Origin of the sequence: Enterococcus pallens ATCC BAA-351 (genome assembly GCF_000407485.1) — a bacterium.
Classification (GTDB): domain Bacteria; phylum Bacillota; class Bacilli; order Lactobacillales; family Enterococcaceae; genus Enterococcus_A; species Enterococcus_A pallens.
Genome location: NZ_ASWD01000009.1, coordinates 49,196 through 65,469 on the forward strand (window position 1 = coordinate 49,196; position 16,274 = coordinate 65,469).

The window sequence follows — 16,274 nt, forward strand, 5'->3', positions numbered from 1 at the left end:
TCCTGAAATAAAAAAGAGAGAGCCATTTATTGACTATCTCTTTTTTCAAAAATTATTTGCATGTTTTACGACGAACAAAAACTACGACACTTACTCCAACCAAAAGAATTAAACCAATCACACTCATGAAGATATTCTGTGAGTCATTCGTTTTTGGTAATGTCTTTGTTTTTGATACTGTAGTTGTTTTTGGGAATACCTTTCGTTCTTTAAAAGTCACCATTTGATCGGTATTCTCCAAATTATCCTCTTTACCAATTTCCTTTGTTTTTTCTTTGTCGTAGTAAATATAGTGTGTTGCAACACCTTTTTGCCCATCTTTCATGGTATTTTTCTCAATCGGAATATCTACCTGGATCGTTTCGTTCTCTGCTTCAGCTGTATACGTTGATTCAACGGTTGTAATTACTTTTTTCGTTTCTGGATCAACGTATGGTGTTACGATAGAGTACGTATGACCAACTTCTGCTCCTTTGATTTCTACCTCATCACGTAATATATTATCGACTGTTGGATCAGCTTCTTTATTACCGTCTACAGTTGCTAAAAACGTAGTGATTTCCATTGGTTTCCGTTTATTGACTGCTTTCAGCGAAATAACTTGTCCATTCGTTTCTGGTGTTACTTCGAAGCTCAGATCATCTTCATTTGGATAGTACCAACTCAATGGTTTTGTTTCTTTAAATCTATAGTTTCCAGTTGGTAGTTTCTCCACGATGATTTTTCCATCTTTATCTGTCTTGTACGTGTCCACCACTGTTTCCTTTTTGTCATCCTCACGGATAAGTTGGAATTCGACTCCTTCCAGTGGTTTGTTTCCTAAATTATCCGTTTTAACCAATTCTACATCGGTATACGCTAATTTATTCTCAATTTCTTTGCGAGCCATTTTTGTTAAGATTTCTTTGTTTTCAGCATAGCCATCTGCAAACACATGGATCGTATGCTCTTTTTGATTGGTAGAAGGCACATATTGGAAGCCATAGTGGGTCTCGTCCAGAACATGATCATTTCCGGCATCAATTTCTTTAATATAGAAATTACTTTCTACATTTGGCAGCGTCAACCCTTCAAATGCTAGTTTACCGTCTTTTACTTTCACAAAAGCCAACGCTGTATCGTGAGGTAAAATAGTAAAACCAATCTGAATACCCTCCTCACCAACATATAAACCAAACACTTGGTCATTTTTCGCATCTTCTAACTCAATCGTTGGTTTGCCATCTTCCCAACCAGTGACAACTTCTTGTTTCTTATAGCCATACACATCTATTTTTTGTAATGTATTTTCGACTTTTACATCAGTTGACGCTAATTCTACCAATTGTCCCTCATAGTTGATTTCAAAAGGTATTGGCTCTTCTAACATCACAAAACCATTTGGTGCTTCGATTTCGATTGCTTCGTATTTTCCTAAATACAAATTAGGATCAGATGACGTCATTCCTGAGTCATCAGTGACTAGCTCAAGATCTTTTCCATCCTTCTGTATATAGTCACCTTTCGCTAAGCGAACGGTACCATCAGGTGTTGTAATGTCTTCTGCTGCACGAATCTTGAATTTTACATTTGCTAAATCCACTTGATCATATTGGATTTCCGCATATTTTCCATATTCGCTTTCTTTTTCGACAGCAGAAATCCCTTTTTCACCTGTTTTATGAATCTTTACTTGTCCTTTTTGTGGCATGTTTTTAAATTTAATCGTGATCACACCACCTGCATCTGCTTCAGTTACCGAGAATACAACGGGTTCAGTTGCCAATAAGTAGCCCTCTGGCGCACGCAGCTCACGAATTTCATAACGATCTTTTCCAAAAGGTAAACTATCATTGGTGACTAATTCGCCTTTTTCATTGGTTTTAAACTCGTCACTGACTTCCAATGAATTAGGTACACGCATAGAAACGTAGCCCCCTTCGCCATCATTGGCCAAGCGATCCCAAATTTTAAACGTTGTATCTCTCAACGGAATATTTTTCCCTGTTTCCGCATCCACTTTAATTAACTGCAATTGTGATTCGATGATTTTGTCTTCCAACACCCAGAAGAATGTTTGATCTTCTTCTGAAACAGTAAATTCAATCGGTTCAATGGTTAAATAACCTTCTGGGGTTTTTGTTTCTGTCATGATATAAGAATCATACGGCAATGTTTTACCTGTGCTCGCTTTACCGTCTTTATCGGTTATAATTACTTTGACTGGCTTGCCTGTCGTTTTAGAAGTGATTGTAAATTCTGCTCCTTCTAATTTTGGTTTAACATTGTCTGATTTTCCAGTGAGTTTATCCAGTACTTGGTTAACAAGTGGCTTGTTCCCAATTTTAACGATTTCTACGCCACCTTTAATGACTTGGTCTTTTAAACTCATGCTTTGTACTGCGACTGTTTGATCTTGACCGGCATAAGCAATATTCACCGGATACTTTGTTCCATCAACGTTATACCCTTCGGGTGCTTTGATTTCTTGCACGTAGTAATCGTGCATGATCTGAATATTTTCGAAAGAACCAGTGACTTTATCTCCCGTTTGTTTCAACGTCACTTCTTTTACTTTTTGACCGTTTGTTTCAAATAGCCCATACACAGCGCCATCTAATTTGGCAGAACCTTGTGGTTGATTTCCTGTTTCCTTATCTTCTTTGATTAGATCTAAGCGCCCGACTTGTTTTTTATTCTTAAAAATAGCGGTTACTGTCTGGTCTGCTTCGATTGTTACAGTTTGTGGTGTTTGGTTAATGACATAGCCATTTGCGGCTTGAATTTCTTGAATTGTTACTTTTGTGCCATGTGTAATGTCTTTCAGTTCAGCTTCTCCAGTTGCATTTGTGACAACCTCTACCTGTTTTCCGTCATAAGAAAGTTTGAACTTTGCACCAGAAATAGCTTTCCCTGTATCTGCGTCTACTTTCTTAATTTTGGCGTTCCCATTTTTTAATACTTTAATATTTACTTTCGTGATATTCGGGTCTTTAATCGCAGCTTGAAGTAATTCTTGAGAATAAGGGTGGCGATAAACTAGTGTCGCTCCTTGATAAGAGGTTGGAATATTATATTTTAATTGGATTGTACCGTCTTTTACGTCACCAGTTGCCTTTATTACAAGTGTATTGCCATCAATAGAGACATTCATATTCGTGTCATTTGTAGCAACTTTATACGCCCATAACGAGCTATTTACATCATCAATCCGAAGGGTATCCCCTTTTTTCATTGTAAAACTTTTAGTATCAAAACTTGGTTTTGTTAAAAACGAATTGATTTTACGATCAGTTTCTTTTACCCAAGCTTCATAACCTGCTTGGCTCACTGTTCCTGATGGGTCTTGGATATTGGAAGTTGAAACTGCCGACGCCATCCGTTGGATATGGCGTTCTGTATAGAAAGCATTCGCAACAGATGGTTGGGTTTCGTACCCCCAATACGCAATTAAACTAGCAATTACTAAGTTTAATTGGTCCCGTTCTTCTGGTGTAAAACCACCATTAGCACCAAAGTTCAATGGATTTCCTGGTGCAACACACCATAACATACCACCATTTGCATCACGTTTTGCATAGAAACCTGAATCGTGAATTCCACTAGAGTAATCCCATGATGCTGTGGGAATAGAGTAATTTTGATCTACATAGATCGTTACACCAGCTCTCGTCAGTGGTGACAATGACCGTCCTACTTGTGAATTTCCTTGAACTTCCTGAACTTTCTCTAAAAATTCATTCCAGTTGTCGCGAATCGTTTCGTTTGTACGAGATAGAAATTTTCCATCTTCGGTCATATAATAGCCATACTGGTCTAAAATATCAGCTAATTGATTCGTTGGTACTTGATGATCGTCTACCGTTACTTTCGGACTATCATTTGAATTTTGACTCTTTCCAATTTCTGGTTTCTCAGTCTGTACTTCTTCTGTTTCGCTTGTTTTAGTAGATTCTTTTGTGTCAGTTGTTTTTTTCGTAACTTCTTTTGTTTCAACTTCTTCGACCACTTCCGAACTACTAGAGACTTCTGTTTTTTGTACTTCTGCTAAAACTTGCACGGAAGGAGCCAATTGACCACTCAATGAAAATAACAGCATTAAAGACATTAGAATCTTTTTAAACTTGTTCATAGTGTTCACTCCTAGACTTTAATTCAATAAAAAAAACAAGTTTATAAAAACTTGTCTTATGGTAAAGAATTCACTTTTATGAAGGGGAGCGTATGCTAAACATCCTATAATCACCTCCAAGAAATAAAAAAAGCCGATCAATGATCGACTTTTTTATACTCTATTAAGTTAATATTGGCTTAATTTTCATACAATGACACTGAGTATTTTTGACTACCATCCGAATAGAAAATAGTAATCACAACATATCTGCTGTATATTGATCCCTCTTTCAAACATTCATTCTCACCATACTCAGATGCTTCTAAGTTACTAGCAAATATTTTTCCAGTATTTCCTACCCAACCACTCACAATTGTTGGAGAAGTTGGTTTCGCCGGTTCTTGTGGTTTAGATGGCTGTGTTGGCTGTGTTGAGGCATCCGACCCACTATAAAAGGCAATTCCTTCATAACGCCATCCTGCTTTTACCAGCTGATCCTTTTCTAAAGCTAGTTGCGTATAGTGGTGTGTACCTGACTTCGCATTTGGGTTATATAAACGATAAACCGGTATGCTGCCACCAGATTTCCATGATTCACCTTCGTAACGCCATCCTTTACCTTTCAACATATCTACTTCATTTGTGTTAACGGTATAATGATGATCTCCTCCATTATTCGGATTGAACATGCGGTACACTGGAACACCTTTACTTGGCGCTTCCCAAGCTATCCCTTCATTACGCCAACCTGCTTTTACAACAAAAGGAATTTCATTGTAATTCTGTGTATAAAGATGTTCACCAGTATTAGGATTATAGGCACGGTACAAAGTCGAAGCATCTGCATCAGTTGAATTTGCTAAAGCAACACTGCCAACTCCCAACAAAATTCCTAAACCAACAACAACTTTACCTAAAATACTACTACCGTTCATTTTGATCTTCTCCTTTATCGTAATTATACTAAACTCAATTTTTTACCTACATCATATTTCTATAAAACCTTATTGAATGGTAATTGCACGGCCATCCTTTTCCGCATTGTATTGCCCCATTGTTATCCAAGCTCTCGCGCCATGATCATACAACATATTTTTACCGCCACTGCCTGCTCCAGCATTGCTTGAATAATACAATGGATCATAGACTAAGAATTTTCCAAGATTGTAACCGACAATCACTTTGCAATGGTTTCTATTTTTATCTGCATTATTCTGGTATGAAGAATACCCATAATAAAGAACAGGCTGACCGTTCAAGACGCGATTAATAATTTGAACCGTATTTGATCCCGAAATATCTATTGTATTTCCGCCGTATGTTTTACCGTAAGCAGCTAGCGCATTTGGTTTTATAACCCAACCAAATCCAGCACCTGTATAGACATTTCCCATTTGGCCATTTGGATTGCTAGGATACATTGGCAAGTTATCTTGCATTGTTCGCAAATCAGGTTTGATATTTTTCGAACCTAAAAGCATTGCTAAGGAAGCTGAAGCACAACCCCAGGGTGCTTTTACAGGTGTGTATTGACTAATGTATGGAACACTGTTGATTACGTTGGTAGATTTTACATTAATCGATCCACCGGTTACTGACCATGAAACACCTTCATATCTCCAACCGCGTCTTACAAGATCATCTTTTTCAGCTTCGAGCAATGTGTAGTGATGGCTTCCTGCGTCACGAGCATTTGGATTGAACAAGCGGTACACATTTTTACCACTGTTTGGGACTTTCCAAGCAACTCCTTCATAGTTCCATCCTGCACGTTTGATATTTTCTATTTCATTGTAATCTTTTGTGTAGAAGTGCTCGCCAGAATTCGGATTGTAGGCACGATACAAATTGATTCCATTCCCATCAATCTGCATGCTAACTCCTTCGTACACCCATCCAAGAGACATTAGAGAATCTTTTTCATTCCCATTCAATGTGTGTAAATGTTCACCCGAATTTGGATTGTACACTCGATATACTGGTTGTAAATTATTTGCTGCACGGGCTTCCACAGGCAATGACGCGCTGCGTGCATTTTCAGCTGCAATTTCATCCGTTTCAGGATCAGGAACCATTATCTCTTGTTCTGGTGTTGCTCTCCCCGCAGGTGAGAGGTTCGTCACATCCGAGCTTGCAATTTGTTCCTCTGGCTCTTGGCTACTCGCGGTCTGACTTTCGACAGTTTGGCTGGTTACTGTCTGTTCAATGGTTGATTGACTAGTTTCTGTCTGAACGGATTTAGTAGGCTGTTCGGCCGACTCTTCCGCTAATACAACATTTCCCATTCCTAATGGGATAGTTAACAACCCGACGATTAATACTTTCCAATACTTCTTTTTCATAACTCTATTTCTCCTATATTTGGTATTTTTGGTAACAATATTTTATCAATCGAAGTTTTTTTATGTCAAGAGTTGTTGCGAATGGCTCTCTACTTAACTAAGACTAACAATTCTTATCGTTTGAATTGATTCTTTATGCTTGCTCTAGATACACTCGTAAACATTCTTGTACCAAATAGACTTGTCGATCTTTCCAATGAAGAGAGTCCCTGTACCATTTCAGAAATTCATAACTACAAAACAGATAACTTCCACCAGTCATATCTTCGAACATTTGCTGGAGTAGATTTTCGTCTAATTCTGCTGTCACGAATAAGCAAAAATCTATCAAACATAATCCTTTTGAAACGTATCTTGCAAAATAAGCAATTCTTTCTTCTACAAATGCAGGTAGATCTGTTTGTATTTGTAGATTGGTTAGCATTTCCATCCTAATCACCTCAACAAAAATTACTAGTCGTTATTTCTCTTTTTTCGCACACACAAAAATAAAATACGACTAGTTTATGGCAACCGAAACTAGAAACCCTATTAGACCAGGATACTTGTGAATGACAAGTGTCTAAATGTACTGCAGCACACGACATAATTAGTGTCGTTAGCACTAACTATGCGACTCCCCCATTACGAGGAACCCACCCATCCCTTACGGATAAGCGTCCGTCAAAACCACACTCCCTTAGTAGCTGCTCTGATTAAGTGTGGTGCTATGGATTGCTTCAAAAGATAAATCACTTAGCTGTTTACCATCAACTTTTAGTGTTGCTGTTCATTCCACCAGTTTCCCCAAAGCCAGTATGCCTTGAGTGACCAATTTTTTATGATATCACTCTTAAAAACTACCGACGTTCCCATAAAATTTCTTATACCGAAAGTACCTTCTAAAAGTTATTTTAGTGAGCCATCGACCGCTTAAAGGCCTTATGATTGTTTCCACTGATTCCACTAGGTTCTTAATCCCATCCACAATATTTTCAGGCGTGCGAAAAAAGAGAAATAATCTTGTTTTTTATCCTAACCTTAGAAATTTACTCATGCCTTTTCCTGTAACAAAAAGTGGTTGGTTTGGTGCATTTCTACGTGCTATTAGAACTTTATTGAAATCATAGACGTGCTTAATTCTTTTATACAAACTTCTCACCGGAACTGATTCCGACAATATTTCTTTGGTCTTTCCATCTTCAAAATACCGTTGAACTTTCCTAGCCGCTAATCCTTCTACACGATACTCTTGTACGCCTTTCTTGAAGATTGGCATCCCATCAGGATCTCTTCCCACTAAGATTTTTTCATACACCATAACCTTTTCAGCATAATAACCGATATCTTCAATTCCCAATCTTCTACCCAAAATTTTTCCTCCTGTATTAGTTACCAATCCGTTGCTGTTTACCATTCCGAAGCCAAATAAAAAGAGGGGCATCACACTCTAAAGTGTAATGCCCCTCTTTTGCTACAGTTACGAATCTGACTTTCCAGGCAATAACAAAGTACAGAGATCCTCTCAGAGAATCCACCCTAAAAAATTTAAAGGATAGCTCTGCCTCAAGGTCTCTTGACAAAAAATTTCCCAGCACAAATAAACTAGTTAATTTCTTGAACATACTGTGTTAGAATAAGCCTGTTGCAGGTAAAACTGTAACAAAGAAGGAGATACCCTTTCAGCGTGGTTTTAAGGTGTTTACGTTGATTGGACGGTTGGAAATCTATGACCTGTTCCTGAGCGCCAACTCAGAAATGGCGAGAAATCCTTCCGATCTCCTTTTTTTATTAAGCTTCACAATAGCAAGCAACAACTACTGGCTATATAATAATCATTATCAAAATACAAATTTACGGTAGCACAATTTTTTTTAAATCACAAGCCTTTTTTAATAAAAAATTCACACGGAATTATCAAAGCCAAGGAACTTACCGCAACATATCCTCCTCCTCATTCGATTCCTAGAAACGTTTCTGCAATTATTTTAACAAGTCAACAGAGCAAATACAACATTATCAATTCGGTCTTTCTCTGTTCTCTTATTGAGCTTTTCTCGTTATATAATCAATCAACTAATTAATTTTTTATCTAAAGCCACAAATTTCCAGTTAAGTAACCAGATCTCCTTCAACTTCATTCATGCGATCCGAATCACAAAAGAAAATTGGCAAATGAGATAGACGTCTTAATCTCACTGAAATTATACCAAATTTTAAAATAAGTGCAAACGTATGTTCGCTAAAATTTTGATTTTTTATAGCTAATTGCTAAAATCTCAAAAAAATCATGACACCACACAGATCAACTAAAAAAACAAAAGCATCAAAATAGCAAACAAATGTAAATGTACGTTCGGCTAATTATCTACATTTTTTCATTCACTAACAAACCAGACGTATCATTTTGCTTGATCATGGTTGTTGCGGTGGTTCTTCAAGATAATTATTCAAGGTCACTTCTGGAAACTTATTTCTTCCATCAGCATTCCTTTTCTGTGTGATCACTTCTCTGAAACATCTTGTTGACCAGCTGAACATTAATCCATCTAAACTCTTAACATTGCTTGTTTTTTGCTCCATAAAAACATTTCTCACTGTGTTAGTGATCTTGGTATCTATGTCTATGTCGTACTGCTCTTTGATTACTTCATAACTAAATGACTCGTTTTCTAATTTTTCAGCATTTGCTTTTGCTGCGTGTATTTTTTTCATAAGCGAATGAGCTTCCTCGATCGAATGACTATATGACTCGATGAAGAACAGTGTCTTATACGGTAAATACGTTTTATTTTGATTTATCATGTGATCTGCAAAGCCTTCCAGAAGGAAATCCTTTTGTCTAAAAATGGAGTCGTCTTCGTTTCTTTTAGTTTCTTTAGTGTTTAGTGTTTTAGAATTATTAAGTTCTTGGGTGATTTTCACCCTATGCGGTATATCAACGTTTTGACTAGGGGTGATTTTCACCCCATGCGGTGTATCAATGTTTTCAGGGCTATTTTCATTTTCGTTACTAGGGGTGATTTTCACCTCATGCGGTATATCAACGTTTTGATCCATTTTGTCATTATTTAGATCTAGTTCCTTCAGCTCGTAAATGTCGTTTTCAGTTACTTCTAGTTCAGCTAAATATAGTCGGTTAGGATTTCTTTTTCTGAGTTTTTTGTTATACCCCATATTTTTCACTTTTAGTAAATCGTATTTTTGGAGTGCTTTCAAAATATCTTTAACCTTCTGAGTCTCGCAACCAAGAGTTGCTGCTAGTTCTTTTTGAGTAAAACTAAAATACACATTTCCATCTTCATCAATCTGATTTCGGTAGATTGCTAATTCAAGTCTAGCTTTTAAAAGCATGTAGGATATTTTTGTGGAATCGGACATTTTTTTGTATTTATCACTTACCAAAAGTACTTTAGGAAATTGGTAATAAAGTTCGTTATATACGCGGTCTTTTTTAAAGAATTTAAAATCGGACATGTGGTGCTCTCCTTCTAACTAGATGGGCTTATCATATCAAGCCATCGAAATTGATTCTAAATTGTTCGAGTTCTTCCTCGGTGTTAATTGACTCTAATCTTTTTCTTACTTGGTCTAATTCATATTCATGTAGATTTAGCAACGGTTCGTATTTGCTAAATACCAATTCTTCAAACTGATCCAGAGCATTGTTTCCGAATGAACGGGTTCCATTGTCAAACTCTCTTACAAAGCTTTGTGCGAGACCAATAGCTTTTGACAGTTCAGGTCTGCTGATATAATATTCACGTATAAGTAATTTTAGTACATATCTATCAAATTCATTTCTAAACTCTTTAGTTCCTTCTTGCATCCCATGTTCCTCCTACGTGTTGTCACTATCAACAACGTTTCTTCGTCACTAGTTTACCATTCAAATCTAGTAAAAACAATCCTTTTTATTTCAGAAAATAATTTTTCAGATTCGACTAAAAAGACTGGCATATCAGTATTTATACAGACTAGCAACTTAATAAATTACTATTAGTAATGTATTAAGTTACTAGTAGTAATTTATTACCTTTTTATTCGTAATTAAAATGATCCGACAAAAGACATAACTGTTGTTGCAATCGACAACAAACTGTGTTACCTTATAGTCATGATAAATATTATTGCTACATTTTAATTAGTAATGTGATAGTAATATATTAAACGACTATTAGGAGGAATAACATGGCTATGAAACTGAGCGTAGCAGCAAACAAAGGTGGAGTTGGGAAAACCCTTATCACTCTTAATACTATCGGAGCCATTAGGAAATCATTTCCGGCTGCTAAAATACTTGCTGTCGATACTGACGCACAAGGAAATCTAACTAAATCGTTTCGGGTAAAGGTCGGGAAAGACGACAATACCATCTATGATGTGTTTATGGGTCAAGCAAAAGTTGAGGAAGCAATCGTACCTACATACGACACACAAATCGACATATTACCTGCAAATTCGGACAACAACTATTTAGAGTTCGATAAAATGGAAGAATTTAGAGATAACATACTTGAATGGTTCGTCTCACTGATCAAAAAATCTAAGGACAATCTTAAAGCAATATCAACAGTTCCTGGGTTAAAAAAAATGTTGAATAAAGCCATTGATCCTAGTTTAAATTACTTCAATGCGCTAGAGGGAAGTTTTGACGCTGTCGAAGATAAATACGATTTCATCATTTTCGATACTCCTCCTGAATTAAAGCAAGTAACTTCATCAGTCTTAACTATTTCTGATGTTGTTATGATCCCTTACGAGCCGGATATTAATAGTGTGGATGGAGTAACTCACTTAATATCCCGTGTAAATACACTGAAAAACAAGTTCAATCCTGATCTGAGAATTGGCGGAATACTAGGTAACAAGGTTTTTAATACAAATTTACATGCAAAAATGATCAACGCAATGATGAAGTACGCCAATAGAAACAACTATCATTACTTTGATACCGAGATTCCTCGTTCTATAAAGTTCGCTGACAAATTGCTAAGAAATGGTATGCCAATAACTATGAGCTATCCAGACAATGACTTCGCTCAGCACTTCTATAAACTTCTGGACGAAATGAATAGGTTTGGATTGCTGTCAAAAGATGGACAAACCCTTGAAATGCCAAACAACTTACTTAAAGAAAGCGAGAGTGACGTATAATGGCCAGAAAGAAAGCATCAGGAAACTTCGAGAGCGCTTTTGATAATGAGCTTGAATCAATTCAAACGCCTGAAGATTCTTTGGAAAGTGTGAGTTCTGGTACTATCATTGAAAGTGATACAACGGACTCAATTGATACAGATGTATCACAACCAGTCCCAACCTCTCAAGCTGGTAAGTTTGGGCTAGTTAACGTGGGCGATCCTGAAGCAGTTGAAACAGTATATAAAACCTACAAACTAAATAGTTTTACCGCTAAAAAGCTCGATAGTCTAGTTCATAAAGATTCAAAAAATACCAAAAAGGTTCCAGGAACAAAAGGATTTCTATCTGACTTTTTAGAAAACGCAATTTGGCAGCATTTCTTACAACTAGGTTTGATCAGTGAAGCTGAAGCAAATGAGCACATGAAAGACTATAGCAAGTACCCAATAAATGTAGAGAATTTCAAAAGCATTAAATGACCAATAAAAGACTAAAAGTAATATAATCTATTACTTTTAGTCTTTTATTTTTTTCTTGGTAAACATTCAGAGTTAACAGGTACAAATGAGTGACAATGAAAAATACAATGGTATTAGAAAAGTATTCTATTAGTAATATACTGGTAATAGATTAGTTTTCTAATACGATATAATATAAATATCGCAAATGGGATATACACTAAAACCATTAAATCAGCTCCTTTCAATGTAACGTTAATATTCGGAAATCTTGAAAAAAATTACTAACACAACACTAAAAAATCACTAACATAATAGTGTTGTATTAGTAATAGAAAAGAATTACCAATAGAATGCTATTAAAACACTAATAGTAATATAATAGTAATTTATGGTGTGCGATCTTGATAGCAATCAATTGAGGAATTATCAGTTTGGAAAGTACTAACTGTTACTGCTGATGTGGTAACTAAATTGTTCCTTCCTAGTGGATACGATTGTTCATCCATTAGAACGTTCAATTAGTTTCATGAGAATCAAAGCAGCTCGATATAATTGGGAAATTTATCCGAGCTTACTATTTTATCGGTTGATTAGTAATAGAAAGTATTTTTATAGAATTACTTGCAGTATTTTAATAGTAATATATTAGTAATTTATTGATTAAAGTTTTAGCGAACCGCTATGACTAACAGACAGAAAGGAGAAAAAGAGAGTTATTCTCTTTTTCTCCTTTATATCAAACATAAAGAAACTTGAAGTAACAAAAAATGCATAGTCGTAAAAAGATTTGTTTCAACAGCGTTGACTTATCGGTTCGAATTTTGTATTATGTATCAATTACACAATACACTTTTTACATAAAATGGAATAATGTGCTATAATATACACGAAAAGGGAAGTTGCGTGAACAACCTCCCTTTTAGGACAGTACCGTTTAAGACGGCAACCTGGATAATTATTAGAAGAAAATAATCGTCTCTCGGCTAAAAGCGACGGTTATTTTTTTTTGTCGTTTTTGCTGATGGTTAGGATTCCAAAAATGATCGTCGCGATTAAAGAACCGAAACTAATCATCAAACCTAACGCTGCTTCAACAGACAAAAGGCATCTCCTTTCTAAAGATTTTTGGGATACGTACATACGCATCACCTCACTTTCAAAAAAGATAGCCACCGTCATTAAAAATGTTGCTTTTACTGTCTTGTGCTTATTATACCATTCTTAAACTTTCGTCTCAATTTTCCGTCAAGGTTATAAATAGAGACTCTTTCTCAGACGATGATCTTTCCATGTTCCACTCGATATCCATATATTTCAATCTTGCTGCTGTTCCAATAATAGAGCGTCTTATTTTCATGCAACAACAAAATTGCAAAAAGGGTCCTCATGATTATCGGAGATTTTCGTCTCTGGTAAAAAAAGATAAGGTTTCCTTCATCGTCTGCTTTTGCCGCTGTTAATGGTACTAGCGAACCGCTAATTTGAGTGTATATTCCTTTATACTCCCCATGAAAAGGATTTGCTGTTAACTTTTTGTACAATTCTCCAGCTTTCATATAGAAGAGCTTTCTTGTTTGCTACTTGAAGGAGAAGGGCGGGTGATACCATATTTTTTCCGATATCTCCTGAAGGTTTCACGATTGATCCCAGTCATTCGTGAAACGTCTGAATCATTTTTACCTGATCTATACAAATCAAAGGCATGCTGCAAACGTTCATCATTTTCCGAATAAAGTCGTTTTCGACCTTTATATTTTCCATTAGCTTTTGCAATTTTTATTCCTTGGGCCTGAGTTTGAAGAATATACTCACGTTCTTCCTGCGCCTGGTACTTATATAATTCAATGATCATATTGTTAAGTAGCCGACGTAAGTTTTCGTTAGCTATACCATTTAGTGTTGGCAAATTTAGAACCTCGATTGTGGCTCCCTTTGTTTGGATAGTATTCATGACTTCAGTAAGTTCTTTGTTATTTCGCCCTAGGCGTTTCAATTCAGTAATGACAACAATGTCGCCTTCGCGAATAAACTCCATCATGTCCTGGAGACCTTGTCTATTTGTGTCTTTACCGCTCAGCTTATCTTTAAAAATTTTAGAACAGTGGGAGAGTGCTTCCAGCTGTCTATCTAAGTTTTGATCTTTGCTGCTAACACGAGCGTATCCTATCCTAGCCAATGAAATCATTCTCCTTCTGCTATAGTTGTCTTGTCCTCTTTTACCAGTTCCAGAACAAATGAAATAATTAGCGGCATATAGATATAACTACTTGCTCGATCTAAAGTCTTATAAGCGAATGAAAAGCCAAATAACTCCAGTAAGCTAGTAGCGACTATTAAAATTGCCCCAAATCCAAACAAACAATATAAGGCGGTTTTGAGCAAACGTTTTTTCTTCCTCATTTTTCTTTTTTGCAGCAATCTCTTTTTCCTCATTTTATCCTCCTATTTTGTGCAACTCTATTGTGCAATCATAAATATTAGTATACCAAAGATAACGAAATGCACAATAGGGGATACTCTAATGAGCAATTACGAGAAATGTAACAATCCCTAAGTGCTTATATTTTAAATTTATATTATTTTTTCGCGATATTAATATTTTGTTTCGCATCTGTACTTTACTATCCTACTACTACTTATCTGGTGACATCAAAAATAATGCCCCGTTCCTGAAAAAATTAGCAGACAGTAAGTATCGCTTTCAATTTTTATAATGTACCCTATATATTACAGAATATATAGAGGTGATACTTATTAATCTCTGTCCAGTTCTACTTTAGGTCATCCAAGTATCGACCCAATTATTCTGATCTAATTAATATTCATCCAATACCTTTTTGGTATTCGTTCAAGGAAATGACTTATACAGAAACGAAAGCTTTTCAAGATGAGTTATGAGATTAATGTGCAACACCAAAAAGAAGGCAAACGTCCTTTTATATTGGACAAGGAAAGTGAGTTGACAGAAAGAAAAATTAGTAAAGCCGATCCGGAAAGTGGCTACTATGTGAAAGGCGAACGAGAAAAGCAATTTGCCTACTCTGCACATACGGCTTGTGATAAGCATGGCTTTGTATTAGATGTGATGGTTATACTGATAGCCAAGCTGCCGCTTTTTTTCACAGATCCATTTACGACCTGTATTACCTTATACCAGACAGGAAAAAAGGAATTTCTCTCCTTAAAAATGTATGTCTATGATGAATATTATGATTGTTATCTATGTCCTGGTAACCAGGAATTGATCTTCTCTACCGTTAATCGCAAAGGGTATCGTAAGTACAAATCAGATCCGAAAAAGTGTATGTTGTGCCCGTTACTAAATCATTGCACCCAAAGTGAAAAACATCAGAAAGTAAACAATCGGCATGTTTGGGTAGCGTATGTTGAAAAAGCTGAACATCTCCAGCATACAGAATTAAACAGAAAATTATATCGTCATCGGAAAGAACCTATTGAACGGGTCTTTGTCTATGCAAAAGAAAAGCATGGGATTCGGTGGACGAAGTATCATGTATTGGAAAAAGTCAACCTCATACAATGTTTACGTTTGCTGCAATGAATTTGAATAAATTAGCCAAATGGTTATGGGGAAGGCGGGAGCCTTTTATTTTTTTGTTCATATTCTCTCAGACTGTAGGTGTAAATACAGTTGTGTAAATGTAACAAAAAATACGCCGCAGCATAGGTTATGTGGGGTTCAAAACGTGCGAATAAAAAAAGTTACCCTCAGGAAAATAAATTTTTCTCAGAGCCGCAAGGAATAGAGATATTTAGCCTCATAAGCTATTTTATCGAACGTAACTTATATCGGATTTTGTTACTTAAAGGAAAGAGACGTAAACTATTTTTTAGTATTTTGTGTTTCTCTCTATATTGTTAGAAACTTTCCTACCTAGTACAAAATTAGGAATAGAAAACAGTGCGAATGATACTTCTTAGGCTTCCAGCTGTCAATCTAAATTTTGATAGGTGCTGCTCACTTACACAAAAGAGGTTTAAAAAACTGATTGACATCATTCATCAACTCTATGATTGTCCCGAATTTATTTTCAGAGCTACAGTCGTTTATTCTGGTCCAGTGGTGACTTTTTTCAGAAAATCACCAGACTTGTTATGAACTAAATCCACTTTAAGCAAAGAGCTACCAGAAAGCAAAATCTTAAGAAGCTGAAAAATTGATAAAAATGACACTCATAAATTTGCGTAAATACGTTGGAACAATATCCGAGTTCAAATGAATCATGCAAAGATTTT

At 36.0% G+C, this 16,274-nt stretch carries 12 protein-coding genes and 1 pseudogene; 3 read left to right on the forward strand and 10 right to left on the reverse strand.

Going from position 1 to position 16,274, the window contains the following annotated elements; all coding sequences use genetic code 11:
• Positions 1-52 precede the first annotated feature (52 nt).
• The 7 genes from I588_RS25875 to I588_RS25905 all read right to left on the reverse strand — a co-directional run bounded on the left by I588_RS25875 (position 53) and on the right by I588_RS25905 (position 10,243).
• Entirely contained in the window at positions 53-4,111 is a 4,059-nt protein-coding gene (locus I588_RS25875; protein WP_010760147.1) for a SpaA isopeptide-forming pilin-related protein, read from the reverse strand.
• A gap of 179 nt (positions 4,112-4,290) precedes the next feature.
• Entirely contained in the window at positions 4,291-5,028 is a 738-nt protein-coding gene (locus I588_RS25880) for a hypothetical protein (protein ID WP_010760146.1), read from the reverse strand.
• A 69-nt stretch (positions 5,029-5,097) separates the two neighbouring features.
• A complete protein-coding gene (locus tag I588_RS25885; protein ID WP_010760145.1) occupies positions 5,098-6,435 on the reverse strand; it encodes a C39 family peptidase in 1,338 nt (445 codons plus the stop codon).
• Between the two features lie 133 nt (positions 6,436-6,568).
• Entirely contained in the window at positions 6,569-6,865 is a 297-nt protein-coding gene (locus I588_RS25890) for a hypothetical protein (RefSeq protein WP_010760144.1), read from the reverse strand.
• A gap of 579 nt (positions 6,866-7,444) precedes the next feature.
• Positions 7,445-7,786 carry a type IV conjugative transfer system protein TraE gene (gene traE, locus I588_RS25895; protein WP_010760143.1) on the reverse strand — a complete coding sequence of 114 codons (342 nt, stop codon included), beginning with the start codon at positions 7,784-7,786 and terminating at the stop codon, positions 7,445-7,447.
• Positions 7,787-8,829: 1,043 nt separating this feature from the next.
• Complete coding sequence (locus I588_RS25900; protein WP_010760142.1) at positions 8,830-9,891, reverse strand: replication initiator protein A; 1,062 nt, start codon at positions 9,889-9,891, stop codon at positions 8,830-8,832.
• A 31-nt stretch (positions 9,892-9,922) separates the two neighbouring features.
• Positions 9,923-10,243, reverse strand: a complete 321-nt coding sequence (locus tag I588_RS25905) for a hypothetical protein (protein WP_010760141.1) — start codon at positions 10,241-10,243, stop codon at positions 9,923-9,925.
• Positions 10,244-10,605: 362 nt separating this feature from the next.
• Between I588_RS25905 and I588_RS25910 the strand changes: the two genes are divergently transcribed.
• Positions 10,606-11,571: a ParA family protein gene (locus I588_RS25910; RefSeq protein ID WP_010760140.1), complete on the forward strand. Its 966-nt coding sequence runs from the start codon at positions 10,606-10,608 to the stop codon at positions 11,569-11,571.
• Positions 11,571-12,035, forward strand: a complete 465-nt coding sequence (locus I588_RS25915; RefSeq protein ID WP_010760139.1) for a hypothetical protein — start codon at positions 11,571-11,573, stop codon at positions 12,033-12,035. Before I588_RS25910 ends, I588_RS25915 begins: the two co-directional genes overlap by 1 nt.
• Positions 12,036-13,013: 978 nt before the next feature.
• Here the strand turns inward: I588_RS25915 and I588_RS25920 are convergent.
• The 3 genes from I588_RS25920 to I588_RS25935 all read right to left on the reverse strand — a co-directional run bounded on the left by I588_RS25920 (position 13,014) and on the right by I588_RS25935 (position 14,450).
• Positions 13,014-13,157, reverse strand: coding sequence for a putative holin-like toxin (locus I588_RS25920; protein ID WP_245569567.1), 144 nt, complete (start codon positions 13,155-13,157; stop codon positions 13,014-13,016).
• A 412-nt stretch (positions 13,158-13,569) separates the two neighbouring features.
• Complete coding sequence (locus I588_RS25930) at positions 13,570-14,193, reverse strand: recombinase family protein (protein WP_010760137.1); 624 nt, start codon at positions 14,191-14,193, stop codon at positions 13,570-13,572.
• A gap of 5 nt (positions 14,194-14,198) precedes the next feature.
• Positions 14,199-14,450 (reverse strand): hypothetical protein, encoded by a 252-nt coding sequence (locus I588_RS25935; RefSeq protein WP_010760136.1) that lies wholly within the window; start codon positions 14,448-14,450, stop codon positions 14,199-14,201.
• Positions 14,451-14,867: 417 nt separating this feature from the next.
• On the opposite strand from I588_RS25935, the pseudogene I588_RS25940 reads away from it, so the two are divergent.
• A pseudogene (locus tag I588_RS25940) lies at positions 14,868-15,677 on the forward strand (transposase); the annotation flags it as partial.
• Positions 15,678-16,274: the final 597 nt, after the last annotated feature.